The sequence below is a fragment of the Undibacterium sp. Ji83W genome, assembly GCF_049340385.1.
Lineage (GTDB): Bacteria > Pseudomonadota > Gammaproteobacteria > Burkholderiales > Burkholderiaceae_D > Undibacterium.
In genome coordinates, this window is sequence record NZ_JBMPOZ010000011.1 from 31089 (window position 1) to 56717 (window position 25629).

Below are 25629 nucleotides of genomic sequence, written 5' to 3' on the forward strand. Positions count from 1 at the left end.
ATTCATACCCTTAGAATTATTGCCTTGTGCATTGAGATGCGCCAGACAATCATTCATCACCGAAAGGCGAAACCGAATTAACAAAACCAATACCTAAAACCCATTCAGAGAGGAATACCTATGTCCACGACCATCAAACTCATCGTCGCCGCATCTTCTGCAGGCATCCTGTTGGCAGGCAATGCCAGTGCGCAGGATCTTGTAGTCAGGATAGGCCACGTCAGCCCCTTGTCCGGCCCATCTGCACACATGGGCAAAGATACCGAAGAAGGCGCACGCATGGCTGTGGATGAACTCAATGCCAAAGGTGTCACCATCGGTGGCAAGAAAGCAAAATTTGAATTGCTGGCAGAAGATGATGCGGGTGAGCCCAAGCAAGCTACGACCGTGGCGCAAAAGCTGGTCGATGCCAAGGTTAATGGTGTAATTGGTCACATGAATTCTGGCACCACCATCCCATCGTCAAAAATATACAATGATGCGGGCATACCAGAGATTTCACCTTCCGCCACCAATCCAAAATACACCCAGCAGGGCTTCAAGACAGCTTTCCGCGTTGTCGCCAATGACGGGCAACTCGGTGGCACGCTGGGCCGCTATGCAGTACAAATGCAAAAGGCAAAAAATATCGCCGTGATCGATGACCGCACCGCTTATGGGCAAGGCGTGGCAGATGAATTCGTCAAGGGTGCGACCGGCAAACTCATGCCTGCCAAGATCGTCTCGCGTCAATACACGACCGACAAGGCAACTGACTTCAGCGCTATCCTGACCACCATCAAGGCGGCAAACCCTGATCTGATTTTCTTTGGTGGCATGGATGCAGTGGGCGGCCCCATGCTCAAGCAAATCAAGCAACTGGGCATGAAGGTCAAGTTCATGGGCGGCGACGGCATCTGCTCGACAGAACTGGCACAACTGGCAGGCGATGCCATCGGTGAAGGCAACGTGGTCTGTGCCGAGGCAGGCGGGGTAGAAGAGGGCAAGAAGGCAGATCTGGATAAATTCAAAGCCAACTTCAGCAAAAAATATGGGCATGAAGTCGTGCTGAATGCCCCCTATGCCTATGACGGCGTGATGACCATGGTCGCCGCCATGCAGAAGGCCAACTCCGCTGAACCCGCTAAATACTTGCCTGAACTGGCCAGGATCAAACACAAGGGCGTGACAGGTGAAATTGCGTTTGATGCGCATGGCGATATTCGTGATGGTACTTTGACTTTGTATACCTACAAGGGTGGCAAGCGCGAGTTGATCGCGGTAACGCACTGATTGTTTTGTGAACTGCATGGCGCATACATTGCCTGTATGTGCCATGCCTGAAAAGTACCAAAGAGAGTATCAAAGAGAGTATCAAAGAAAGATCCAGCCATGAGTTTGAGCACAGCACAATTTTTACCCGCCTCGCAATACGGCATGTTCCGCAAACTGGCCAGGGTGCTGGAGCATTTTGTGGCCGCTGCTCCGGCTGAGGTAAGGCTGGATCAACTGGCAAAACACTGTGGCATGAGCAAGTATGCCATCCGCAAAATCTGCCTGCGCCTGCAGGAAGAAGGTTTGATATCGGCAGCAGAAAACAGCCTGCACTGGAACCTCGCCAAACCCGCAGGTGGTATCACGCTGGAAGACGCGTGGCGCATCAGCATGGCAGATGCACCACGTATCATCACCAATGCGCCAGTGACAGGCAAGTTCACCACAGAAATGGATTTGCTCATCACCCAGGCCCTGTGGAACATAGACCAGAGCATCAGCTCGCACCTGCGTTGCGTACAGCTGGACCGCGTCAGCCAGTCGCAAAGGACAGCGCGACGTTGGGGTAGGCGTGGGGTAAGGAAGGTCAAGAGTTTTTTGTGAACGGATATCAAAATCCCATGCCAGTAGGGTGCGCCGTGCGCACCATTTTCAGCCAACATATTGCCATCATTTAAATCAAAACCAGGTGCGCACGGCGCACCCTACCGGACGTCGACACACGCTTGCGGTGTGCCGGGGTGCTCAGGCCAGACGCCGCATCCTGTCCAGATATTCCCAGGCAATGCTGGCCATTTCAGTGTTGCAGTCATTGCAAAGATGTTCCAGGCATTGCATGATGATGGCATGGTCACCCTCGGCAACATTTATCAATGCGTTGATGAGTTCATGTAGCTTGGACGCCTCATAAATATAAAATTCGTCACTGAGCAGATAGCCTGCAATGGCTGGTTTTGCCAGCTCTGCCGGGGCATCAAGCAAGGCCAGGGCAAGGCAGGCATCGTGGCTGAAGTAGCGATGTTCACGCACAATGCTGCACAATATGTCAAATACTTCAGGCGTGCGTACTTCAAGGTTGGCCAGGCAATCAGGCAGATACGCCGTGCTATTGTCCCAGCCATTCCCTTCTTCCAGAAGAAAATTGTTGGCGAGATCAAGTATCTTCGACAATTCTTGTCGCCCGGCTCTGCCCAGATGTGTCAGCGCGATCAGCGCATACTCATGGACAAATTCATCATTGCCTTCATGGTCAGATAACAGGTCGCCGATGCGGCTGATGATGGCAGTGTCATCCACGCCCAGCTTTCCGAGCGAGATTGCAGCGCTGCCACGCAAATGCCAGATACTGCTGTAAAGGTAGTTACACAACAGAGCAATGGCAGGCTGCTTCATCTCGTCACAACGTGATAGCGCTCCGATGATGGCATGGCGCCATTTCATTTGATCACCATCATTGTCAGCAGGCGGGCTCTGCCCGGCAACATCGCATATCAGTGTCTGTATCTTTATGGGTAAAGGTCGCAGACGCAGGTAAAAATTCTCCAGATAAGCGATTTTCTGTTTGGTATCTGCATGGGCGAATTCGGCTATTGCATTCTGCATCCATGTATGTTCGTCGTACATGTCTTGCCTTCATGGTTAGGTGCCATGATTGTACTGACATTCGGTTAGAGCAGTGCGATTCACAGGAACGTATTGTGTTTTGTGGCAACGGTGATGAGTAAGGCAGTAGGGGAAAAGCACGCATATCCAAATCATTGCCCTAACATAGTCGTAACGGGAGGAGCATTGCGATGCTCCGTATGTGAGTACCGCATTCAAAAGCCGAATATCTTTGCCGTGCACGACGTTGACATGCGGCGCAATACATTGTGCCCTACGTCACGACTTCGCTTAAGGGGCACAGTTTGTCGTGCTCACTCTCTCCCAAAACAAAACGACGCCATGCATCAAGCAGGCGTCGTTTTTTTATGTTCCTACGCGCGTAACGCATGAGCATGGCATTCGGTTGACAGGTGGCATGTCGTTTAGAGCAACAACACTAAGCCCCATGTCCTGTGGTTTTTTGCGTCAACGCAATGTATCCGGGCGGCGTTTTTGGCTTACGTAGCGTGACTACGAGACGCAAAACGAAATGCAAAACCAAGCAAGCAACCCAAACATAAAGAGGGAAATATCATGAACAAACTGATCACCGCCATCATCGCTTCCACAGTTGTTATGGGTAGCGCATTTGCACAGACACCAGCTTCCGCATCTGCTACTGCTGCCTCAAAACCAGCAACAGCCGCGGCAGCAGCGAGTGTAGCCAAATCTGCCCCGGCAGCTAAAGTTGTGGTAGCACCTGCATCAGCCAGTGCATCAATACCAGCTGCAGAAACCAAGCCAGTCATGCACACAGGCGAAAAAGCTGCAAAGCACACTAAACACAGCAAGAAAGAAGCGAAAGTAGCAGGCGCCTCTGCCGCAGCCAGCGCAGCATCGAAATAAGTTTCAGTAAAAGTTTCAATACAAAGTTTCAATACAAAGTTTCAATAAGCAGTTTTAGAACACATACCGGCAGCAAAAGCTGCCGGTAAAAAAATACGCAAATCGCTCATATATATTAAGGAATATCACCATGAACAAACTCATTACCGCCCTGATCGCTTCTACTGTTTTGATGGGTAGCGCATTTGCACAAACACCTGCGGCGACTGTTGCAACGACGCCAGCAAAAACAACAGCAGCACCTGCAGTAGTAACGACGACAGCAGCAACACCAGCTGTAACGACTACTACACCTGCAGGCAAGGCAGTGACGACAACGGTAACAACCACAACTGCAGCGGTAACACCGGCAGTTGAAGGTAAAACTGCAGCAGTAGAAAAAACAGCAGAGAAACATGAAAAGCACGCCAAGCATGTCGCTCATGAAAAGCATGCCAAGGCAAAGACTGAAGTGAAAACAGAAGCCAAGCCAGAGGTCAAAGCGGAAGTAAAAACTGACGCAGGCAAAGTTGCAACGGCAGGTGCCAGCAAAACAGTAACACCAGCAGTGAAATAAGTTTGCGGCGTAAGCCGTAAATTGAGCAGTAGATTAAGTAGTAAAGAGAAACGCGCCATTGTGAGATGTGGCGCGTTTTTTTCTTGGTGACATCGGTGCGCATGGCGCACCCTACAGGGCAGGATTTGCGTACATCCTAGCCGCAAGCATCACCCTGATGTAGTCGTAACGTGAGGTGCGTTACAATGCGGCGCGTGTGGGAGCAGATGCTTAGCCTGCGTACTTGTGATCATCAGGCTTTGCCAGATGAACGATAGTCGGCAAGAGCTCTGAGTATAAAATCACTGTTGCCCGAATCGTCTGATCGCCTCATCGACGCTTGATTTGAAATCAGCAGGTGCGGGATCATCGCCGCGGGCGCGGGCGTATCGTTTGTTATCGAGTTGCGCAGGGAAACTGGCCTGTAGTTCTTTTAATGCAGGCAGGGCGCGCCTGTCGCCTATATCGGCTAATGTGCCAATAATATAGACCTGTATTCCTGGCGTGCTGTGATGCAGCTTATCAATCAGGGTATCGATCACGCGATAGGATTTGGCATGTTTCAATGCCTGGATAGCGCTGAGCTGTACCAGCTTGTCACTATCTTCCAGCATGGTCAGCAGGGTCTCAGTTTCAGCCGGGCTTTGCGGGCCTCTCAATTTTGATAAGGCGCTGGCTGCAAAATCGCGTGCTCGGGATGATTTGTGTTTGAGCAAATCATTTAATGCGGGTCTTGTTGCTTCTGACTTAAAATTGCCAAATGCAAGACAGATATCAACGATTTCTTCTGGATCTGCATCACGCAACTTATCTATCAGGAAAGGAATGGCGCGTTCGTCAGGGTCCATGGACCCAACCACCGTCCTGAAGTTCTCTCCTTTGGCCGTCGGCAGGAATTTTTTCGTCATCACCCAATTATCTTCCATGGTTTGCAGTTCACTTGCAAAAGCATGTTGGCGAAATACCTTGGCTTCTGCAAGGGTATCAACTTCCATACTATTAAACTCACGTCTGTATGCGCCTGATTCGTAAGAACTCAGCATTACTTGTAGCAGATGGCCAGGGCCACGGTACATGGCTTGGGGCGCGCCGTCTTCGATGAAATAAGAAAACAGAGGAGTGTGGCCCTGATCCTTGCAATCCAGGGCCAGGTACATTTTGCCGTTAAACTGCAAAATCGGCAAAAAGTGCGCTGGCCAACCTTCGCTCTCATTCAAGCCGGATTCCTTGTTCAAGCGTTTGAAGAATTTGTACCCTTCTACGACCTTGTTTAAAGCTTGGAATTCATATGCAGGTGTGAATTCCACGATGCCATTGTGCCACCGATACATCGCTCTCAAGATCGGTGGTAGCTTGCAGGGCAGTTGCTGTTCCAAAGTATCAATTTCCTGATCATCAAGCGGTGGCATCACCTGGATCTTGTTTTTTGCAAATTGAACGTCAAGCCTGGAAAAGATAGTGGGCAAGTCTGCATCTGCGTCTGGTAAGTTCACGTCAGCTATTGGTTTAATATCAGACGGATCAAAATTGACATCGATATTTTTTTGACAGGCAACCAGCAGGAATAATGTTGCGGTGGTTGTGACGGCGAGTCGTAAGAATTGCATGACTTAAAAGTAAAAAGTGTTGGCTTGGCGTGAATCGAGTGACATAGCGTGGCATAGCACCTTCATTCAGGGCGCAATATATTGTGCCGTACGTGCGCGTCGTTAACTGGGAAGATATTTTTTCGGTGGGTGAGGATACCATGCGGCGCATTGCAATACTCCCTACCTTACGGCGATGTTCACCATTGGGATAGGCTTATTTCAAACCCGAAGGGTGTGCCGTGCGCACCGGTTTTGGTATTCAAATTTACGGCAATCGTGATTGCGAACGGTAAGCGCGGCACACCCCACAAACTGGCCCTACGCCCCGACCCGGTTCCGCCCCGCCTGTTTGGCTTCATACAATTTCTGGTCTGCCTTGGCGATGAGGTCGGCGGTGTTGTGTTGCTCGTTGGGGATGACGGCGGCGACGCCTATGCTGAGGGTGACGATGTCGCTGACCCTGGATGTGCTGTGGGGGATGGTCTGGTCGGTGATGGAGCGTAGCAGGGCGTTGGCTTTGGTGATGGCACCGGCGAGTTCACATTCGGGCATGAGGCAGATGAATTCTTCGCCGCCGTAGCGGGCCACGACATCGTGTGGGCGGCCCAGGCTGGTTTGCAGGCAGTTGGCGACGACGGTCAGGCAGGTGTCGCCTTGTTGATGGCCATAGGTGTCGTTGTATTGTTTGAAGCAGTCTATGTCTATCATCAGCACGGCCAGGGATTTGCTGTTGCGCTGGCAATGTCGCCATTCTTTGGCGATGGCCTGGTCAAAACTGCGGCGGTTGGCGAGACCGGTCAGCGGGTCGGTGAAGACCAGTTTTTTTAACAGGTCGCGCTGCAGCTTGAGGGTGATATGGGTGCGGACGCGGGCGCGCACGACGTCGGGGTTGACGGGTTTGCTGATGAAATCCATGCCGCCAGCCATGAGGGCGCGCGATTCCTGGTTGGCATCGTTCTGGGCGGTGACAAACAGGACGGGGATGTCGGCTGTGTATTCATCCTGCTTCAGGCGGGCGCAGACTTCCAGGCCATCCATGTCGGGCATCATGACGTCGAGCAGGATGAGATCAGGCGGGGTTTTCTTGCAAAAATCGAGGGCGTTCTGGCCGCTGGTGGCCATGAAGACTTCATGGTCTTTGGCAAAGATCTGGTACAGGGCCTGGATATTGATGACTTGATCATCCACGACGAGTATGCGCGGACGATGCGCCAGAAACTCAAGATTGTCGATCAGGCTGGCCAGGGATTTTTTGTTGGGCATGGCTCTACATGGTGCTTAACTTATTACTTTAATTTATTGCTTTAGTTCATTGCCGTATTTCATTTTGAAGCGCATTGCAAAGCGCATTGTAAAGCACATTGCCAAGTTCATCGCTCTTGCCGGACTGACTTCCCAGCATAACATTTGTTATGCAGAACGCAATCGAATTTTGCTTTGTTGCAATATTTATACGGTGATCTCATCCAGCAAGTTTAAAGCGGTGGCAAAGTCCAGGTTGAGCATGGCATCTTGCATGGCTTGCTGCTGCCCGGCGGGCCAGTGCTGTTTCAGGTTGGCCTGCAGTTCTTCATAGCGGACGGTGGCGCGCATGTTCTGGGCTTGCAGCAAGGTTTTTAATTCCTGCAGTTCAGCCGGTTTGATCTGGCTCGCGGTAGTTGCGGTAGGGGCGGGCGTAGCGTTGTGCGCCATTTGTTCATGCAGCCAGGCCTGCACGCTGGAGATAGTGAGGCTGAGCTGGTGGTCGGCATCTGCCAGTAACTTGGGGACGCGTTGCTGGTCTTGCTGGACGATGGCGTGTTCCAGTGCCAGGGCAGCCCCGGCAAAGTCCCTGGCACCCAGGGTGCCTATGCTGCCGCGCATGGTGTGCAGGGTGCGGGCGGCTTGCTGGGCGTCACCTTGCTGCCAGTGGCTGACGGCCTGGTCAAAATCTTTCCTGGCATGGTTGATCATGTTTTGTATGACGCCTGACAGGGTTTTGATGAGAGCAGTATTGCCCTTGGCCAGTGCCATGATTTTGCCAGGGTCAAAGATGCCGCTGGCCGGGGGGGCTGTTGCTGTGCTTGCAGGTGGCGATGCTTCTGGCAATGCCTCTGGTTTTGCGCTGGCAAGTGGTGCAGCGGCAACCGGCTTGTGGGAAGGCGCAGGTGCAACGGGCTGCTCGGGCGAGAGGTAGCGCGCCAGCACGCCCAGCATCTGGTCTATGTCTATGGGTTTGGAGATGACATCATTCATGCCTGCCGCGATGCACTGTTCGCGCTCTGCCGTCATGACACCGGCGGTCATGGCCAGGATGGGGATGGGCAAACCTAATTCCTTACGCAGTATTTCGGTGGCGGTCCAGCCATCCATGATGGGCATTTGCACATCCATGAGGACGAGGTCAAACTGTTCTTCTGCGATTTTAAAAATTTCTACCGCTTCGCTGCCATTGCTGGCGACCTTGATGCTGGCACCGGTTTGTTCCAGGATTTTGGTGGCGACGATCTGGTTGAAATAATTGTCTTCTACCAGCAGGATATGTTTGCCACTAAAACTGCCAGTGCCGACTTTGACGGGGCTGTTGCTGTTGTGGTTGCTGCTGCTGTTGTTCATGGTCTGTTGCTTGTTCTGGTTTGCGGCAGAGAGTGTGGTGGCAGCATGGTGCAGATGCAGGCTGGTTTCTTGCAGCACATCATACAGGCTGGAGCCGGTCACGGGTTTCAGCAAGACGGCATCGGGTGCGCCGGGCTGGCCTTCCATTTGCAGGGCGCTGCGGTCATAGGCGCTGCTCATTAAAATCAGGGGGATGCGCGGGCTGGTTTGCATGCCCTTGATGGCGGCCAGGGTGGCCAGGCCGTCCTGGCCGGGCATATGCCAGTCGATCAGGATGGCGCAATATTCATCTTCGGCAGCGGGCATATGCGCCAGGTGGTCGCGCACTTTTTGCAGGGCTTGTTCACCAGTGCTGGCGGTGTCGGCGTGCCAGCCCCAGGCTTCTATGGTCTTGGCGATATAGCTGCGGCTGGTGGCATTATCATCCACCACCAGGATTTTCCTGGCCTGGTTGCTGCTGAGCGCTGTGCTGGCATTATCTTGCGCCAGTGCAGGCGCAGTTTGCATGGGCACGCTGACGACAAACTCCGTGCCTGCACCTTCCTGGCTGTTGACACGGATATCACCGCCCATCAGGTCGACAAAACGTTTGGAGATGGCCAGCCCCAGGCCGGTGCCACCAAAGCGGCGCGAGGTCGAGGCATCGGCCTGTTCAAAGGCATTGAAGAGACGGCTGATCTGTTCTGCCGACATGCCTATGCCAGTGTCACGGATGATGAACTGTATCATCAGACTGTCTTCGCTCTGGCTGGCTGCGTCAACTGTGTCTACCGGGTTTGCCGGGTTTGCTTTTTGCACCAGCAGCGAGACTTCACCACTCGCGGTAAACTTGATGGCATTGCCGATGATGTTGATCAGTACCTGTTGCAGGCGCAGGGCGTCACCTATCAATTCCTTGGGCACGGCAGAGTCTATGCCCATCGACAATTCCAGCTGCTTTTCACCGACATTGACCGACATCATATTGGCCAGCGCGCTGAGTACATCCTTGAGATAAAAACGGGTCGGCGACAATTCTATGCGGCCTGCTTCTATCTTCGAGATATCCAGGATGTCATTCAAGATCCCCAGCAAAGACTGGCCGGACGATCGTATCATTTCCAGATAATGACGCTGGGTAGAGGTCAGGTCAGTCTTGCCCAGCAAATAGCTCATGCCCAGCACCGCATTCATGGGGGTGCGGATTTCATGGCTCATATTGGCCAGGAATTCTGACTTGGTGCGGCTGGCCATCTCGGCCTGGTCGCGGGCGGCAATCAATGAGGTTTCCAGTTGTTTTTGGCGGCCGATGTCGGTGGCGATGGCCAAAAAACCGATGTTTTGCTGATGCTCATCATGGATGGTGCTGATGATCAGGCTGACAGGAATGTGCTGGCCCTGCTTGCTGAGATAAGTCCATTGCTGGCTTTGCGGCAAGCCGCGCCGTGCCTTGGCGACAAAGACTTCAAAGCCTTGTACGGTATAGCCCAGTTCAGCACTCAACTCTGCGCCACGGGTGATGACTTCTTCATGCAGGTGGTAGATGATGGGTGTTTTCTGATCCACCAGTTCACTGGCCTGGTAGCCGAGCATGCGCTCTGCACCCTTGCTGAACAGGGTGATGGTGCCGTCCATATCAGTAGCGATGATGGCAAATTCACTGGCGGCTTCAATCACACTGGCCAATTTTGCCTGGGCGCGGTTCTCTTGCAGTTGTGCCTGTTTGAGCGGCGTGATGTCTGTGGCGAAAGCATAAAAACCCTGCACCTGGCTGGCGACGACATGCGGCGTATAGTAGGCCAGTGCATAACGCAGATTACCTTCGGGGTCGACGATGGAGCGCTCAAATATTCGCGGCTCACCGTCCAGTGCTGCCTGCATATGGTGGGAATTCAGCTCATAAATTTCCGGGCCGACGACATCGCGTATATGCATGCCGCGTATCTGCTCAGGCGTCAGGCCAAACCACTTGTGGTAGGCGGCATTGGCAAAGTGATTGTGCAATTTCTGGTCCCAATAACCTATCATCGCTGGCATATGGTCGATGGTGGATTGTAGTGACTGCTTGCTCTTTTGCAGCTCTTCAGAAAATCGTTGGCGTTCTGCTTCCTTGATCAGGTTTTCATTGCGCGCTGCTGCCATCAACATTGGCGGCACCGAGGTGATCAGGATAGGCAGGTAGACAAACAGCAATTGCCAGCGCGCCACACCACCCAGTGGCATGACATTGCCCAGGCTTAACATCAGCCCCAGGCTGGTGATGGCCAGCACAGTCAGCAAATGCGATTCATCAAAATTGAGTTTGTGGGTAGCAAATGTCAGCGCCACCAAAATGTACAGGAAGGGCAGTGGCAGATACAGCAGCGAGACCAGTACCAGCACCAGTATCGGCAAGGCAAACCGGGCAAAGCGTTTCCAGTTGATCCGGCTGGCCCAGGCGGGGGCTGCATCACGCCGCATCATGCGCACGAGGGGGTAAATCAGGATCAGCCCCAGCGATGCAGCCACATACCAGCCAGTGAAGATCAGCTCAAACTCACCCAGGCCGACCCAGGCAGCCAGTGCTGCCGCCAGCGTGGCGCTGCAGGCGCAGGGCAGCAAAAAGCCCAGCAGTATCAGTTTCAGCATGTCGCCACTGGATTGCTCAAAGTTCTGGTCCAGCCCAGCATGGCGTATGGTATAACTTACCAGCACGATTTCCAGCGCATTGGCTAGCGTGAACAGGGTAGAAACCGCCAGGTTATTGCCCGTCAGCAGATTCGCCGCCAGGCTGGCCACCATCGTCAGTACCAGTATCTGCAATTGACCCGTGCGCCCCTGGCCATACATATAGGCGACTGCCAGCGCATTGGCAAACCAGAGTATCGAAACCTGGTTCTCCCCCCGCGTCAGCCACATACCCGCCACCGCCAGCACAAAATACCAGAGGCAGGCCGGTAGCAATACCCTGGCGGCAGACGTAGGCTCATGCTGGGCTGTCATCAAGCTTGTTCTCCGGTTGAGGCGCTGGGTATGGCGTGGGTGAGGATAGTGTGGTTAAGTTTACACGATTTTCTGCTGGAAATTGCAGACTGAGGCCAGACGTGTGTGGTTTATTGATGCTCGCGCGATTTGTGCACTGCAGCTAAGACACTACCTGCGAGTCGTAATGGGGGTGGATTTGACATGATGCACCTGCGTGATTCATAGCATATGGACGAAATGAAAGTTCATTTTCGATTGATAGGCGAAATCCAAAAACGGTGTGTTACAAGACACCTTGCGGGCCAGGGGGTAAGGAGATCGGGCGGAGTTTGCTGGGAGTTTGATTCGGGTTTGCAGCGAAAGTCGTCTTGTTACGCTACCACTGTGCCTGCGAACCTACTGCAATCGCCATCATCGACCTAATGTAGCCGTAACGCAGCCGTAACGTAACCGTAATAATATGAGGCGCATTGCAATGCGTCGCATGTGACCACTGTATCCTCAAGTAAATTATCTTTGCCGTGTGCGAGGTGTGCATGCGGCGCAATATATTGCGCCCTACTTCACGGCTGCGCTCAAAAATACCGTTTGCGATCATCCCACCCGGAATAATTGCAACGCATGCCCATGAATGCATGAAAGTAACTCAATCGTCAATCGCCTCAATCCCCTGTAGCCTCAGTTGTTCAATATGGTCTTTCATGGTCTTGAGCGTTTCTGGCGGATGCCCCTGCCAATCCCTGACTTCGCCCACGACTCTTAATGGCTCACGGCTACGGTATGATTTTGTGGGGTTGCCAGGGAATTTCTTATCCGTCAGGTTGGGGTCATCAAAGATCTCGCCAACCGGTTCAACGATATAAATCCTGCCGGGGCCGTCACCTGCTGCCAGCTCCGCCCCCCAGGTGGCCGCATCCAGTGTAGCGCTCAGGTAGACGTACGTCGCCTTCTTGCCCTTGCCGTAGTTGGAGCTGTAACCAGGCGCGATGAGGTCTCCCGTTTTCAGGTCAACCCGTGTGCCGTGATAAAGCGTCTGCGCACGCAGGTCCTCAGGATTTGACATTGATCCATTGCTCATGAATATCTCCGGTTGTTTTGGCGGTGTTCGTCGCGTGATTGGGGGAGGGCGCGACTGATACTGGATAGTGTATCCAAATCTGGCTGGGATTGTTTGGGGAGAGGTGATTCACAGCGATCGAATCGACTTATTTTTGAGGCAATCAGCTCTTCTGGTCAGGGCAAGCGGCATTGTTGAAACGCAGCCGTAACGTAGGGCGCAATATATTGCGCCGCATGTGCACCCCGCACACGGCAACGATGATTTGCCCTGAGATATGATGATTTCATGAGGCGCATTGCAATGCGCCTCACATAGCGGCTACGTTAAGGTGACGATGGCGATGATGGCAACTGCGGTAGGATCGCAGTCGGAAATTCTTGCCGCAAGCTCACATCAAACCTGCATCAAACCCCCACCAGGCTCCGCCTGATCCCTTCCCGCATCCTCGTCGTCAAGCCATCTCGCGCCCTGTATTCGCTGCGCTTGTTGGATGGCCGCTCCGACAGTGGTACATCATCACTCGCCAGCGGCAACAGGAAATTGCCATTCGCCTGCGCTGCAGCCCCGGCGGATTGCCACAGGCTGTCATATTCTGCCTTGATGGTCTTGCTGAAGCGGTAGCGCCAGGACTGGTAAATGTGATTCTTTTTGGCGATGCATTCTATGCCGGCACAGTGCAGCTCGCGCGCCAGGCTGCGCAGTGCTTCTATCAGCAACAGGCGCGGTTGTATGCCATGCAGGTTCTTGGTACAGGCGCGCATGACATCACGGGCATTGTGCTTGCAAGACTGCAGGCCACCTACGCGTATCATCAATTGATGGTCTTTACGGTCAAAAGAAAAGCTGATGCACTGCAGCAGGTTCGTGCCCTGGAACAGGCCCAGGCTAAGCCCGCCTTCACGTTTGAAGGCACAACTGCGAAACAGGCTGATACGATAGTCTTCCTGATCCTTGCCCTGTATCGTCGCCAGTGTAAAGTCACGGCCAGACAGCATGTCTTGTGCTCGGTGGCGGCCAAATAGCTGGTCAGACAAATGAAAATGATTGCGCAGCAGGCGCAGGCGCGAGACCTGGCAAATCTGGCGGTCAAAGAAAGGGCGGTGTATGGCGTCCAGCAAAGCGATATCTGTTGGCGCGGCATTGCGCAAATAGGTCTGGTGCAGATAGTGATACCAGCGCAAGCTGATCTGCGGACGCAAGCCGCTGCGTACCACGAACAGGCATTTGCTCTTCAGGTTGCTTTTGCTATCGTTCAGGCGCAATTGCAAAGCCCAGCGCAAGCTATCCATCAAACTGCCGGTCTCATGCAGCTTCTTTGTATCAATGGCCTCCAGCACCCTGCCTGCAGTCCATAGTTCACGCCAGTTCAATATATTCACGATCGCACCATTTGTTTCGTACTGCGGATAAATGTAACCCAATGTATCAAATGATGGAATATATTAGCAAGCTTAATTTTGTCGTCAATTTGTTATCATTTTGTGTGGAGTTAAGAGAAAATGATAAATTTGCATAATTTCCGCATGGAAATAATGTTGACTTTGGTAAAGAAAAAAGCCGGAGTTAGCCGATTTTGGAGGCAGATATTTTGCTTTGTAACGTTATGTTGCAATTCACATCAGTTCTTGGGTGACCCATCCTCGCAGTTTTTGCATGCAAGTACGGCAGCAGCCCGTTACCAGCGACTGAAAACGATTGTAAAAGCGGGATGCAATTCCGACAGTGCGCCAATAGCCAATGCAGGTACGTGAACTTATTGCTGATAGGAAATATAAATTGCGAAGTACTAAATACTTTTTGCCAATACGAAGTAAAATGTGGCATAAAGGTATGTAGCACAATCCAGGTCTGGCTTGGCAAGGCGTGATTGACATGAACAAACCTCCCGCAAACAAAGCGACAATCATCAGGACGATGGTCGTGGGGGCATGCATTGTCATCATCCTGGCTTGCATCATGTACAGCATCTTCCTGCTACCTTATTCGGGCAAGCTCACTGACATCTTTGTTGGCATCGTGCTGGGTCTTGCCGTGCTGGCCTTGAAACTTGTGGGGATAGAGCAGGAGGATGCTGAGCGTGGTCCGTAGCTTTGGCTATGCATATCATCAATTGAAATTAAAGAATCCTGCAATGCAGATGCCCAAAAGCAAAGATACGCTAATCGCTATATGGTCCCTGACTATCGTGATGTGGTTGCCGCCAGTCTGGCAATATTTTTTCCAGACAGATTTCTTTTTCAAAAATATGCGCGGCCTGCAAAATTTTGCAGTTTCTGCGCCCATTTTATTGATCATACTGGCCTATGCTATTTTGCTTACGCTGCCAAAGACCAGAACCTGGGGCATGGTCCTCAGTGCAGGTGGCTCACTTTTTACCATGGGCTTGCTTATGCAATACTATGAGATGTTCCAGCATACTGGCGGCCTGATCGTTATGCCGATAGGAGGTGCATTGTTGAATACCTACAGGCAGACAATAGATCGGAAAGCCTATGAGCTTGCAGCCGACAAGGCCATGGATATAGATGATGCCACTGGGCCTGCCCCTGGCAAGGGGCAAAAACGCCGGGCTTGAAACAGGCGATGGTGACAGGGTTTGCCATTCATGCGCTCCGCACAGTGCACTCTGTGTGGTGCGACTTTGAGATACGTCATGCACGAGCTCTTTAAAGCATCTGCCCCAGCCTGACATTTCCCACGTTCGTATCTGCGCAGCGTATACTGGGTGAATTAAAAGATAAATCATTTATCCAATATGTGCTTTCAAAAAACGCATTCACCCAAGCGCATTCACCAAAAAAATCCACATGAACAAAACCTGGGCCTGGTCTGACATCATCGCCGGTTTGTCGCTGGCTGGCCTTCTGCTGCCAGAAGCCGTGGCCTATTCCAGCATCGCCAATTTGCCGCCACAGGCAGGCATAGTCGCCGTGTTTGCCGGTTTGATTTGTTATGGCTTGATAGGCAGCAGCCGTTTTGCCATTGTGGCGGCCACGTCTTCATCCGCGGCAGTGCTGGCATCTGCATCGGCTTCCATGTCAAATGGCGACGCAGGTTTGCGCATGCTGGTGGCAATGGGGCTGGTCATCTTGACGGGCGTGTTTTTTATACTCGCTGGGGTGGCCAAGCTGGGCAGCATTTCTGATTTTATTGCGCGGCCAGTGCTGCGTGGTTTTGCCTTTGGTTTGTCCGCCGTCATCATCATCAAGCAGTTTGCCCACGTCGTGGGGGCACATGTGCATTACACCGACATGCCACGCTTTATCTATACTTTACTGAGCCAGGTACAAAGCTGGAACTGGCTGTCGCTGGCGGTGGGCGTGGTGGCATTGCTGCTCTTGTTTGCTTTGGCGCGCATACCCTATATGCCAGCCGGTCTGCTGGTGATTGTACTTGGCATACTGGCCGGACAATGGCTGGGTCTGGCGCAAAACGGGGTAGAGCTGGTAGGGCAGATAAGCTTGCAACTGCAAGTGCCCAGCCTGCCCGACATGAGCTATGTGCAGTGGCTGCGCATAGGTGAATTGAGTATTGCCATGCTGATGATACTGTATGCCGAGTCGTATAGCTCCATCCGCAATTTTGCGATACGCCATGGCGATATCGTGGCACCCAACCGTGACTTGCTGGCGCTGGGGGCGGCCAATTTGCTGTCCGGCTTGTTCCAGGGTTTGCCGGTGGGGGCGGGGTTTTCTGCCACGGCAGCCAATGAGAGTAATGGTGCACGCAGCAAGGTCGCGGGCTGGTCTGCAGCAGCGGCCTTGTTGATTATCATGCTGAGTTTATTGCCCATGATAGCGTTGACGCCTTCACCCGTGCTGGCAGCCATCGTCATCCATGCGGTTAGCCATTCGCTACGGCCATCCATGTTTTACCCTTATTTCAGCCTGCACAGGGACAGGTTCGTGGCGATCGCTGCTGTGATCGCTGTGCTCATGCTAGGTGTGCTGGATGGCTTGCTGGTCGCCATCGGTATCAGCTTGCTGATGTTATTGCGCAGGCTGGCAGAATCAAGTATTTCTGTGCTGGGTCGTTTGAATAACGGTCATGATTTTGTCAGCCTGGTCAATTATCCTGAAGCCAAGGTCATCCCCGGCGTGTTGATCTTGCGGCCAGAGACAGGCTTGTTTTTCGCCAACGCCGAACGCGCCCTGACGCAAGCCAAACACTATGTCGCCACCAGCGATGCCAAAGTAGTCGTCATCAGTCTCGAAGAATCCCCAGACCTCGACAGCTCCAGCATAGAAGCCATTGCTGACTTTTGCGCGGCCTTGTATCTGCAGAAAAAACACCTGATGTTCGCCCGCCTTAAATCTGGCGCCCGTGCCGTGCTGGAAAGGGCGGCCATCCCCCATCTGCACATCGGTAATTTCAGTGAGCTCAGCGTCGATGATGTTGTCACCATGGCGCGTGAGTTGTATGTGGGGAAGGATTGAGGCGCGCCGGAAAAACAGACGCAAGCAGGCGCAGGCAGACGCAAGTAAACGTAGCCGTGACGTAGGGCGCATTGCAATGCGCCGCATGTGAGCCTCACTCGCGGCAAAATGATTTCCCCTCAGAGGGTAGCAAGCCCGGGCATACCTACAAAGCGTCAATTCAGAGCACGGTAAATATCAAGGCTTGCAGAAATTAGTATTCTCATGCGGCGGATTACAATCCGCCCTACGTCACGGCAATTGCTACCTGCACTTGATCACTGCAGATATGCTCTTTCTTGTCACGCAGTCGCCACTTATTTCGCGCGACACTCTCTCGATGGCTGCAAACTTGGCTCCCACGCCAGGCCTGTAGGCCCTTTGTTCGTCACTTGATAAATAATGGACGAGCAGTGTTCAGACTCAACCTGAAAATCCAGAAAATATTCGCGGTTTTCTTGCGGGACGAAACTGGAGCTAGCCGTGCACGAAGTTGATACGCCGCCATACACATAGTTATAAAAGCCACCACGCACAGTAATACGCTTGCCCGCTTCGACCAGGGCAATATTATTGGCATCCGCTCTCAGGTTGAACAGCTTGCCTTCGGCGCAGACCGTCTTGAATTGCGATGTTGATAAATTCAGGCGGGCCGTTGGTGCGCCTTCTTTCATCGCATAATTTGTAGAACAGCCAGAAATTGCCGTCACCAGGCCTAGCAGGATGATCGCTGTAGTTTTCATTTCCCACCCTCCGGTTTGACATGTATCTCAAGACTGCTGATCACTGCACTGGCTGACAAATAGCCTGGCTTGTCCTCTTTTGACAATAGGATGTAGGCATAATCCGTTGGCTTCCTGCCTACGGTCGAGGCTGATTTACTGGTGCTTTTTTTATCCAGCACGGCATCAGGCAGATTTTGGTAGAACGCAAAATAAGGCTTGCCTTCACGCTGGGCAATTTCAGCACAGCGGTACAAGAGATAGACGCTGACGGTGTCGGTTTTAATGATACTGTTGCCAGCAAAAATCACCTTGATCAATTCCCCTGGACCTTTGCTTTCGTAATAGCCACCGGTCCATCCGGTAATGGGATTTCTTGCATCCCCATAGGGCGTGGCACAGCCACTTAATGTGGCCGATATCAAGATTGACATCGCGATCGGTCCAAAGAATTTATTTTGCAAATGTACACCTGCTGAAAAATGAGATATGAGTAGGGCTTGCACAACACTTCAGTGCCGTCATAAACTTCGCCCGGCCAGATTTGTTGGTGGCAGTTTTCATCAAATGGAGATGGCCTGATCGCTGCATGCGAAGCAAGGCAAACGTGAAGCGCCTGCTGCTCATGAGCTATCCTCAATAAAAAAAAGCCCACCATTGTAACAAAGGATGCCGCGCAGCTGCTGTAAAATTTCCATCCTGCCGCCAGTAGCGAGCCGATAATTATCCAGCATGCCATGCACTTGCTGCCTGCAGGAGCGGCTTTAGCCGCGAACAGACTAGCCGTAGCAGCCAGTCGCTGACAAAGCAGGTATTTGCCACGATGTGAATGTGATCAGGCTGGCTGTAAGATCAATATGAATAATGGTAATATGGCAAGCATGCATGATCGTCAGCATCGCCAAATAAGGAAGCCTGTGCTGTTAAACAAAACCAGATCAATTCTCCTCATCGCCTGGGGCTTGACCATATTCGTCTGGCTGCCACCGATCTGGTTTTATTTCTTTCAGACAGATTACTTCCTGGGGAATTTTCGCGGGCTGCAAAATTTCAAAGTGTCTGCTCCTTTCCTGTTGATCATATTTTGCTGGGCTATTCTTCTCTCAGTACCCAAAACCAGGACACGGAAAATCATCATCGGTGCAGGTAGTTCTTTCATGAGCCTGGGATTTGTGCTCATTTATTATGAAATTTTTCATCATACTGGCGGCTTCGTCGTCCTGTTTTCAGGGATGAGCATGTTAAGTATGGTGAGGGAAGAGCCTGAACTTGATGATGGAAAATAAGAATCTTGCGATGATGACCCCAAAACAAAAACAAGCCCTTTTTATAGTCTGGGCATTGACACTGCTCGTCTGGTTGCCACTTACCAGGCATTATTTTTTCGGGACAACTTACTTTTTTTCCAGTGCCTATGGTTTGCGGGATTCATGGAGTAGTGCATATTATCTGCTGCTCGTCCTCGCCTGGTCTGTCATCTTATCGATACCAAAGTTCAGGACTGAGAAAAACATCTTCGGTGCTGCCTGTTCATTTCTGACCCTGGGCTTGCTGCTGCAAACTTATGCTGGCCTGTCACCGGAGGGTAGCTTTTTACTTCTGCTTGCCGGGTTTGCGCTCTTGTTTGGCCTGGTAAATGGTAAAGCGTTTGTATCTGAGCAAGCCACCAGCAAAGCTCCTTTGCAAATGAGATACAGCACTTTGCCTGCATGGGTAAGTGTCATCTTTCTCGCCACGCCCTGGCTTTGGAAATTCTTGAGCGGGCAAGATTTTTTTCATCACAGCATGCGTGGCCTGCAAGATATCGTTGTGGCCGCGCCTTTGCTAGGCATCATGGGCTACTGGGCAGTGTTGTTGTCCTTCCCTGCAAAACGAACATTCAACACCAGTTCTGGCGCGGCAGCTTCCTTGCTTGCGATTGCCGTGTTTTTTCAAGCTGATCCAGAGTTTTTTTATGCGGGTTTGCTATTTCTGCCAGTCTGGCAGGTATTGATGAATGCTGAGTCGATTCAAAAAGACAATAAATTAAGAACCGCCTTCTTCGCCCGCAAAGTCAAAAAAATCTATGTCCCCCCCACGACCATTGATAGCGAGCTGGCCAGTTACTACCAGGCTGTGAGCCAGAAAATCGACAGCTATGTGGCCAGTAACTTCCCGTCCGGGCAAGACAAAAAACTCCAGGGTCAAGCCTACGTCTCGATTCCCATTAAGGAAGATGGTGCTATCTATGTAAAAGGAGAGGGCATCAAACTTGAAACATCTTCTGGTAACCATGAGCTCGACCTTGCTGCCCTCAGCATTGCCCGCCGTAGTGGCCCTTTTCCCGGTTTTTCCAAAAGCAAATCCACTGGCCGTGCAACTGAGGTGCGCGTGATATTTTATAGACTGGGATTTGAAGATAAACTGCTGCCGCAAGAAGCTCAGCTAGCAAGCTGCGTGTAGCGCTTGTGTCAAAATAAAGCATGAATTTTCAACCTCACTTGCTCCACAATGTGGCGCTGGAAAATAAGATACCCTGATGCAGATATCAAAGCACAAACAAGTCCTCCTCATTGCCTGGTTGTTGACACTGCTGGTCTGGCTACCACCTGTCTGGTACTATTTTTTTCAGACTGATTATTTTATGCATGGCTTTCGTGGGCTGCAGAATTTCTTGCATTCTTCTATCTATCTGTTGACCATACTTGGCTGGACCGTTTTTCTCAGCATACCAAAATACAGGACAGAAAAAGTCATCATCGGTGCCGGGGCTTCATTCTTGACCATAGGTTTTTTGCTCAATACTTTTGCCATGTTTAAACAGACACCTGGCTTTCTCATCATCTTTGCCGGCTTATTGCTCTTGCAGACTTTAAGAGGCGGTACGTTTAAACAGTCTGGCAGTGCCGGGGATGAGCCTGGGGTAAAAGTGAGCTCCGGTAGAAACTGGGGCCTGATTTATTCCGTGGCGGCTATCACTTTTCTTGGTACGCCCTGGCTATGGGTGAGCTTGGGCGCGCCTGAGCTTTTTATCAGCAATGTGCGTGGGCTGCTGGACCTCGCCATCTCAGGCCCTTTCCTCGTCATCATGACAGGCTGGGCCCTGTACTTTTGCTTCCCCTCTAACCGCGCCGTCAATGCCAATTGTGCCGCGGCATCGGCCATGCTGGTTATTGCCCTGTTCTTATCTTGGTATTTTTCGTATGTAGGTTCGGTCGGGTTCTGGTTTCTGACAATAGGCTGGATGGGGACTGCCTATCGAGAAAAAGGAGATAAATCTGATGCTACGGTTTCAGTTAAGTAAAATAGCAGCGCTACCTGTCGCCACATACCAATTTAAAAATACTAAAAATCTCAATGAAGCATCTTGCGCAATACCTGTTATCCCTGAGTTTGTTCTTATTTTGCAGCGCTGCTTGTGCCGACGCTGAGAAATTAAAAAGTCCAGATGAGCAATTAGCAGCAAAGGTTGCAGAAATTTCCCGGATGATAGACGAGCAGAACGGCCAAAAAAATATCTCTGTTGCTGGCAAAAACAATCGAACCTATATTACGCACTCGACAAAAAACCGGGAGCATGCCCTTTATTACAAAATGGTCTCGAAAAAAATAGAAGACTATGGCACAGATCATTTTCCATCAAAAGATGGCAAGAAATTATATGGTGAAGCTTATGTGTCCGTTGCCATCACGGAAAGTGGCAACATCGATGAACAAGGCAGTGGGATACAAATTGAAAGGTCTTCTGGCAATAAGAATCTCGACGACGCAGCCCTGAGTATTGCCCGGCATAGTGCCCCTTTTTCCCGGTTTTCGAAGGCTAGGACAAGCAACAAGCAAGCTGAAATACGTGTGCTTATCTTCCATTTTAATTTTAACAAGAGAGAAACAGAAGCTCCCACTGATAACAAAAGTACCGCATCAAAATAAACCAGAAAAACATGAAGATCAAAAAGCTGCTCCTCTTACCCCTGTTCCTGCTCCCCCTCGCCAGCCACGCACAAACAGAAGCACCCAAAGAACTCGTACTCAATCAAGAGCAGCTAGCCAAATATGGCCAGACCTATAAAACCGCAGAGGTCAAACATTTGCGCCAGTTTCTCAATACCTACGCAGACCACCGCCAGGATATCTCGCCCGCAGAAGAAAGAGCCGCCAGCGTTCTCGATGAATTAAAGATAGACAAGAAAATCCTCAAGGGTAAATTCCTGGTCTATCTGTTCTCCAATTTTCTTGGTGGCGGCAAGGGTGTCTCCATCGTTTCGCAAGATCATCCAGAAATAAAACTCGATTTCTGGGTTTATAAAATCGAAGACAACGAATGCGAAGTACGCGATTTGCTCGTGCAGGCAGACAAGCGCGATATCGAGGCATTCAAGATCGTCTATCGCAATTATTTGCATCACAAGACCTTGTATATGTGATGGCGATGGAAAATGCCTCACAGGCAGGGTGCGTTATAGCGCTCCGTACAAGCTGGTAACACAAACAAATATCGCATGGAGCAAGGCTATGGGAGTTGATCTGCAAGTAGTCGTTGATATAGGCCTGAAAGAGCCATCCCATGCTTCGGTATTGGCCGCCTTGCAGTCGAGCTACGAAGACATGTGTGAACTGTGGCATGATCACTATGAAGTGCCCGTTAACGCCGGTTTCAAGGCCTTGAATCTGGAGAAATTCAGAGAGGTTTATATCGCCAACTGGACAATGCCAGAATTCATCCCAAAGAAAAACTTTGTCGGTGACGACATGCCGCAAGCGTATTTTTGCTTGAATGGTCCCTACGGCTGGCGCGCAGAGCTGTGTCAGGATGCAGTCATCTTTAGCGACAGCACCCGCTGGAAAAAATTTTGCAATGATGATCAATGCAGGCAACTGATGATCGCAAGCATCAGCCTGTTTGCCAGCGCGCTGTCTTCAAGCCGTGCCTGCTTTATTCCGGACAGCAGCTATTGTGGCTCGGAATGCGCTGACACTCTCTGGGAGAACGGCAATTTCAACACTGTATATAACTGCCTGAAAAACCGGGAGGGCGAATTGCTAGTACTTCAGCATTCTGGGCCAGTAGGGGCAGAGTTTATTGCAATGTCGACCAGTTAGTCATGCTGGTAAAAGTCCCCATGCTTAGTGAGCATCGTGGCTGCATTGTGAGATTGAGTCAATTGTTCGTCACACTCACTATGAGGTCCTCTACTGCTGGCTCATGATTTTGAGTCGTGCTAATGTGAGAGCCATCTCATTTTTTTTGCCTGTTATGCATCCCCTATACATCGTATACAAAAGAGTAGTAGACCGAAATTTGGAACGAGGCTTGGCTGAAGAAGAAAGAGCAAGCGTCGATTCATTTTTATCCTTCTCCCAGCGCAATCATGAAGAAATGAGAGTGCTCTTTAATCAGTCAGCTCTTCATGCAATAGCATACGTTGGGTATATCCTTGCTCCGGATCTTCAATCGAGCGCTAGTGCCTATGTTTATAATGTATTGAAGAATGGTATGGACGTTCATGAATTCAATAGGCTGTACGGCAATGACTTGCGTAATGGCGATTGACGGGGCTTAAGTCTTCAATTTCGGTCGTGCATAGTTGCTGGGAAATAATCTGCACAACCATCTATCTGGGAAAATATCGTTCCTGCCATACTGGAGCCAGTAAATGCACGTTCATCAATCACACATCTGGGTAGGGCAATTTAGTGATGCCGCGCCCGCAAATTATTTTGTAGAAAACCGTGAGCGCGAGGTGGGTGTAGACCCCATGAACAGCTTCGCCATGGAGCAGGGAGAGCTCAGTTTTGACTATGACTTCACTGAAATAAGCTATCTGGATTGGAAAGACGCACAATCGCCACGGCAATTCATCGACGGTCATTCTTACAGCGCATCATATCTGGATGCCGTCGTCAAATTATGCGGCGATGAGGGTATCGATAAAATCAATGTATTCGTTATCGCCAACGCAGACCAGTTCCATGCGCCCAGGACTGTCAGCGCAAGCGACTATTTCTTGAAATACCTTGGTTGCTTTGAGTGCGTATAGGACTAGCGGTCTGCAAATAACATGGGCTGCTATTTGCGCGTGTATGGACTTGAAGTGTTTCGCAGCTCTCGGATTTGACGGATGTAAACTGCTGGACTACTATTACTCGCCCTGGGCTTTTGACCAATTAATACAAAGAGAAAATTGATGCTTCGTGGATTTACGTTCGTGGTCGGGCTTTATATGATGTCGGCATGCATGCTGATTATAGGAACTATCAATCTTTGCACTCAGGCGAAATGGTATTTTTTTGGACATCCGGCAATGATGGTCATACAGGACCCCTCAAAAAAACTGAGTGACCATCCTATCAGTGGCGTCTATGCCTCAGTGAAATACCTTGAAAAAAGCGGCGAAACCCTGGTGCCAAAAAAGCCTCTGAGCAAAGCGATGGCAGAAAGATTGATAAATGGAGAGCAAATTCCTGTCATGTTTCAGAAGGACAATCTTGAATATGTCTTGTATTCAAGTAATGAGCTGGAATCCCCCTGGATTTGGCTGGCCGTTGGTGTGATTGTGGGTTTTGTTGCTGTCTACAGCAAGAAGCTGTATAGGAGAGAAACTAAAAGAGTGTTGACTTGAACTTCGATTTTGGGGCTGAATCGATTTCTATTAGCTTCAGCAAAGCGATCGGGTCAAGTCTATCGCATTGAAATGGGCAAACGGCGACCACAGCCCGCGTAGGTGCGAATAGCCCCGCGTATTCGCACGCATGATTTCGAAATTCAAGAATGTTAAAACAGCCACGTCTTTTTTAACACTCTACAATGTATTGAGCTCTTGCAGGTAGGGTGCTACGTCAAGAGGGGAGAGAAAGAGCAACATGCGATAAATATTCCTTCCCAGAGTTTAGTAATGCATCAATGCAACGTATCCCTCTATCTATATGAATCTCGAAACCTCGAAACCTGAAGTAGATATATTCTCCTGGATTCAAACCGGAGAACTCGCTGGTGTTTCACCTGGCAATACCAAAGAATAAGTATCAGAGTTGTTTGGTATCCCACTTGGCTGGGTACACTCAGAACAGGGGGGGAATTCCAAATTATTTGGATGCGGACATGTGGGGATACGGAACATGGACCTTGTACTTTGATGGTAATGTTCTTGATGCTATTACCTGCTCTGTTTCTCCTGACGGAATTCAAGAAGATGGCTGGTATTTTGATATGACAACATTTGACGAGTCTTTTTTCAAAAGCATTAGGGATGCAGAACGAGTGCTATCCGAAAATGGTATTTCTTGTGCAGAACTTAAAGGCGGCCGACATAAAATTATGGATGTAGCCAGTGGAGAAATACTTGAAACCAGGCGCAGGTTATCGTTACCTACACTTTTGGCAGGTAGCGAGTGCCAAACGAGAATCTTATTCAATATGGAAGACGGAACAATGCAAGGAATAGCCAACCCTTTCAGCTTAAAAAGACAGGTCGTCAGCAAAAGAAGAATAGATCCCTCAAGCAAGTATGTTCTTACATATTAGGGCTAAAGGTAGAAATATATGAATTTGATAATTGTATCTTTTTTTAATTATGCTACCGACATATAACATACTCAAAAAGATTGTAGACCGGAAATTGGAACGAGGCTTAACTGAAGAAGAGCAAGCAAGCGTCGATTCATTTTTATCCTTCTCTACACGCAATCATGAAGAAATGAGGATGCTCTGTAACCTGTCATGCATTCACGCAATAGCATACGTAGAGTATATCCTGACACCAAATATTGCCTTAAAAGCGAGTGCCTATGTTTATAACGTTTTGAAAGACGGAATGGACGTTAATGAGTTCAATAGGGTTTATGGCAATAAGGAGCGTAGAAACGATTAACTTTTTCAGATCAAATCGAAACTACTGCAAAAAAAATTATTTACTTTGGTCTTTTCTTCCAAGAATGGAATGGCGTACTTCTCTATCAAGTAGATATGTATGAAACACATGTACTTTAGTCGTTTTTCAAGCTACATCCAGCGCATTGCAATGCGCCCTACAGGTACGGCCACGTTTGT

The 25629-nt window shown here is 50.5% G+C and carries 25 protein-coding genes; 17 read left to right on the plus strand and 8 right to left on the minus strand.

The window, feature by feature from the left end:
• The first annotated feature begins 120 nt into the window (after nucleotides 1–120).
• Together ACO0LD_RS18200 and ACO0LD_RS18205 are read left to right on the plus strand one after the other, a co-directional pair.
• Entirely contained in the window at nucleotides 121–1272 is a 1152-nt protein-coding gene (locus ACO0LD_RS18200; protein ID WP_423009335.1) for a branched-chain amino acid ABC transporter substrate-binding protein, read from the plus strand.
• A 99-nt stretch (nucleotides 1273–1371) separates the two neighbouring features.
• On the plus strand, nucleotides 1372–1857 hold the full coding sequence (locus ACO0LD_RS18205) for a hypothetical protein (protein WP_423009337.1): 486 nt from the start codon (nucleotides 1372–1374) through the stop codon (nucleotides 1855–1857).
• A gap of 141 nt (nucleotides 1858–1998) precedes the next feature.
• Here the strand turns inward: ACO0LD_RS18205 and ACO0LD_RS18210 are convergent, their stop codons facing one another.
• Nucleotides 1999–2877: a HEAT repeat domain-containing protein gene (locus ACO0LD_RS18210; protein ID WP_423009339.1), complete on the minus strand. Its 879-nt coding sequence runs from the start codon at nucleotides 2875–2877 to the stop codon at nucleotides 1999–2001.
• A 555-nt stretch (nucleotides 2878–3432) separates the two neighbouring features.
• Here ACO0LD_RS18210 and ACO0LD_RS18215 point away from each other — a divergent pair.
• Nucleotides 3433–3744, plus strand: coding sequence for a hypothetical protein (locus ACO0LD_RS18215; protein WP_423009341.1), 312 nt, complete (start codon nucleotides 3433–3435; stop codon nucleotides 3742–3744).
• A gap of 130 nt (nucleotides 3745–3874) precedes the next feature.
• The gene (locus ACO0LD_RS18220; protein WP_423009343.1) at nucleotides 3875–4300 is read left to right on the plus strand and encodes a hypothetical protein; all 426 of its coding nucleotides are present in this window, start codon (nucleotides 3875–3877) and stop codon (nucleotides 4298–4300) included.
• Nucleotides 4301–4581: 281 nt separating this feature from the next.
• Here the strand turns inward: ACO0LD_RS18220 and ACO0LD_RS18225 are convergent, their stop codons facing one another.
• The 5 genes from ACO0LD_RS18225 to ACO0LD_RS18245 all read right to left on the minus strand — a co-directional run bounded on the left by ACO0LD_RS18225 (nucleotide 4582) and on the right by ACO0LD_RS18245 (nucleotide 13845).
• On the minus strand, nucleotides 4582–5886 hold the full coding sequence (locus ACO0LD_RS18225) for a HEAT repeat domain-containing protein (protein ID WP_423009345.1): 1305 nt from the start codon (nucleotides 5884–5886) through the stop codon (nucleotides 4582–4584).
• 300 nt (nucleotides 5887–6186) lie between these two features.
• The gene (locus ACO0LD_RS18230; protein WP_423009347.1) at nucleotides 6187–7131 is read right to left on the minus strand and encodes a diguanylate cyclase domain-containing protein; all 945 of its coding nucleotides are present in this window, start codon (nucleotides 7129–7131) and stop codon (nucleotides 6187–6189) included.
• A 186-nt stretch (nucleotides 7132–7317) separates the two neighbouring features.
• A complete protein-coding gene (locus ACO0LD_RS18235; RefSeq protein WP_423009711.1) occupies nucleotides 7318–11424 on the minus strand; it encodes a response regulator in 4107 nt (1368 codons plus the stop codon).
• 628 nt (nucleotides 11425–12052) lie between these two features.
• Nucleotides 12053–12469: an NAD(+)--rifampin ADP-ribosyltransferase gene (arr, locus tag ACO0LD_RS18240; protein WP_423009713.1), complete on the minus strand. Its 417-nt coding sequence runs from the start codon at nucleotides 12467–12469 to the stop codon at nucleotides 12053–12055.
• A 401-nt stretch (nucleotides 12470–12870) separates the two neighbouring features.
• Complete coding sequence (locus ACO0LD_RS18245; RefSeq protein ID WP_423009349.1) at nucleotides 12871–13845, minus strand: DUF535 family protein; 975 nt, start codon at nucleotides 13843–13845, stop codon at nucleotides 12871–12873.
• 493 nt (nucleotides 13846–14338) lie between these two features.
• Between ACO0LD_RS18245 and ACO0LD_RS18250 the strand changes: the two genes are divergently transcribed.
• From ACO0LD_RS18250 to ACO0LD_RS18260, 3 genes are all read left to right on the plus strand, one after another.
• Nucleotides 14339–14554: a hypothetical protein gene (locus ACO0LD_RS18250; protein ID WP_423009351.1), complete on the plus strand. Its 216-nt coding sequence runs from the start codon at nucleotides 14339–14341 to the stop codon at nucleotides 14552–14554.
• A gap of 49 nt (nucleotides 14555–14603) precedes the next feature.
• Nucleotides 14604–15041, plus strand: coding sequence for a hypothetical protein (locus ACO0LD_RS18255; protein ID WP_423009353.1), 438 nt, complete (start codon nucleotides 14604–14606; stop codon nucleotides 15039–15041).
• 232 nt (nucleotides 15042–15273) lie between these two features.
• Nucleotides 15274–16902 (plus strand): SulP family inorganic anion transporter, encoded by a 1629-nt coding sequence (locus ACO0LD_RS18260; protein ID WP_423009355.1) that lies wholly within the window; start codon nucleotides 15274–15276, stop codon nucleotides 16900–16902.
• Between the two features lie 296 nt (nucleotides 16903–17198).
• Here ACO0LD_RS18260 and ACO0LD_RS18265 read toward each other — a convergent pair whose 3' ends face one another.
• Together ACO0LD_RS18265 and ACO0LD_RS18270 are read right to left on the minus strand one after the other, a co-directional pair.
• Nucleotides 17199–17624 (minus strand): hypothetical protein, encoded by a 426-nt coding sequence (locus tag ACO0LD_RS18265; RefSeq protein WP_423009357.1) that lies wholly within the window; start codon nucleotides 17622–17624, stop codon nucleotides 17199–17201.
• The gene (locus tag ACO0LD_RS18270) at nucleotides 17621–18037 is read right to left on the minus strand and encodes a CC0125/CC1285 family lipoprotein (protein WP_423009359.1); all 417 of its coding nucleotides are present in this window, start codon (nucleotides 18035–18037) and stop codon (nucleotides 17621–17623) included. Before ACO0LD_RS18270 ends, ACO0LD_RS18265 begins: the two co-directional genes overlap by 4 nt.
• A gap of 423 nt (nucleotides 18038–18460) precedes the next feature.
• Between ACO0LD_RS18270 and ACO0LD_RS18275 the strand changes: the two genes are divergently transcribed.
• The 10 genes from ACO0LD_RS18275 to ACO0LD_RS18320 all read left to right on the plus strand — a co-directional run bounded on the left by ACO0LD_RS18275 (nucleotide 18461) and on the right by ACO0LD_RS18320 (nucleotide 25104).
• A complete protein-coding gene (locus ACO0LD_RS18275; protein ID WP_423009361.1) occupies nucleotides 18461–18889 on the plus strand; it encodes a hypothetical protein in 429 nt (142 codons plus the stop codon).
• Nucleotides 18890–18899: 10 nt separating this feature from the next.
• Nucleotides 18900–20045 carry an energy transducer TonB gene (locus ACO0LD_RS18280; protein WP_423009363.1) on the plus strand — a complete coding sequence of 382 codons (1146 nt, stop codon included), beginning with the start codon at nucleotides 18900–18902 and terminating at the stop codon, nucleotides 20043–20045.
• A gap of 76 nt (nucleotides 20046–20121) precedes the next feature.
• Nucleotides 20122–20886 (plus strand): hypothetical protein, encoded by a 765-nt coding sequence (locus tag ACO0LD_RS18285; RefSeq protein ID WP_423009365.1) that lies wholly within the window; start codon nucleotides 20122–20124, stop codon nucleotides 20884–20886.
• Nucleotides 20887–20939: 53 nt separating this feature from the next.
• Nucleotides 20940–21512 (plus strand): energy transducer TonB, encoded by a 573-nt coding sequence (locus ACO0LD_RS18290; RefSeq protein ID WP_423009367.1) that lies wholly within the window; start codon nucleotides 20940–20942, stop codon nucleotides 21510–21512.
• An 11-nt stretch (nucleotides 21513–21523) separates the two neighbouring features.
• On the plus strand, nucleotides 21524–22006 hold the full coding sequence (locus ACO0LD_RS18295) for a hypothetical protein (RefSeq protein WP_423009369.1): 483 nt from the start codon (nucleotides 21524–21526) through the stop codon (nucleotides 22004–22006).
• A gap of 88 nt (nucleotides 22007–22094) precedes the next feature.
• Nucleotides 22095–22682, plus strand: a complete 588-nt coding sequence (locus ACO0LD_RS18300) for a hypothetical protein (RefSeq protein WP_423009371.1) — start codon at nucleotides 22095–22097, stop codon at nucleotides 22680–22682.
• Nucleotides 22683–22893: 211 nt separating this feature from the next.
• Complete coding sequence (locus ACO0LD_RS18305) at nucleotides 22894–23133, plus strand: hypothetical protein (protein ID WP_423009373.1); 240 nt, start codon at nucleotides 22894–22896, stop codon at nucleotides 23131–23133.
• Nucleotides 23134–23236: 103 nt separating this feature from the next.
• A complete protein-coding gene (locus tag ACO0LD_RS18310) occupies nucleotides 23237–23620 on the plus strand; it encodes an immunity 22 family protein (RefSeq protein ID WP_423009375.1) in 384 nt (127 codons plus the stop codon).
• A gap of 147 nt (nucleotides 23621–23767) precedes the next feature.
• On the plus strand, nucleotides 23768–24202 hold the full coding sequence (locus tag ACO0LD_RS18315; RefSeq protein WP_423009377.1) for a hypothetical protein: 435 nt from the start codon (nucleotides 23768–23770) through the stop codon (nucleotides 24200–24202).
• A 479-nt stretch (nucleotides 24203–24681) separates the two neighbouring features.
• The gene (locus ACO0LD_RS18320) at nucleotides 24682–25104 is read left to right on the plus strand and encodes a hypothetical protein (RefSeq protein WP_423009379.1); all 423 of its coding nucleotides are present in this window, start codon (nucleotides 24682–24684) and stop codon (nucleotides 25102–25104) included.
• Nucleotides 25105–25629: the final 525 nt, after the last annotated feature.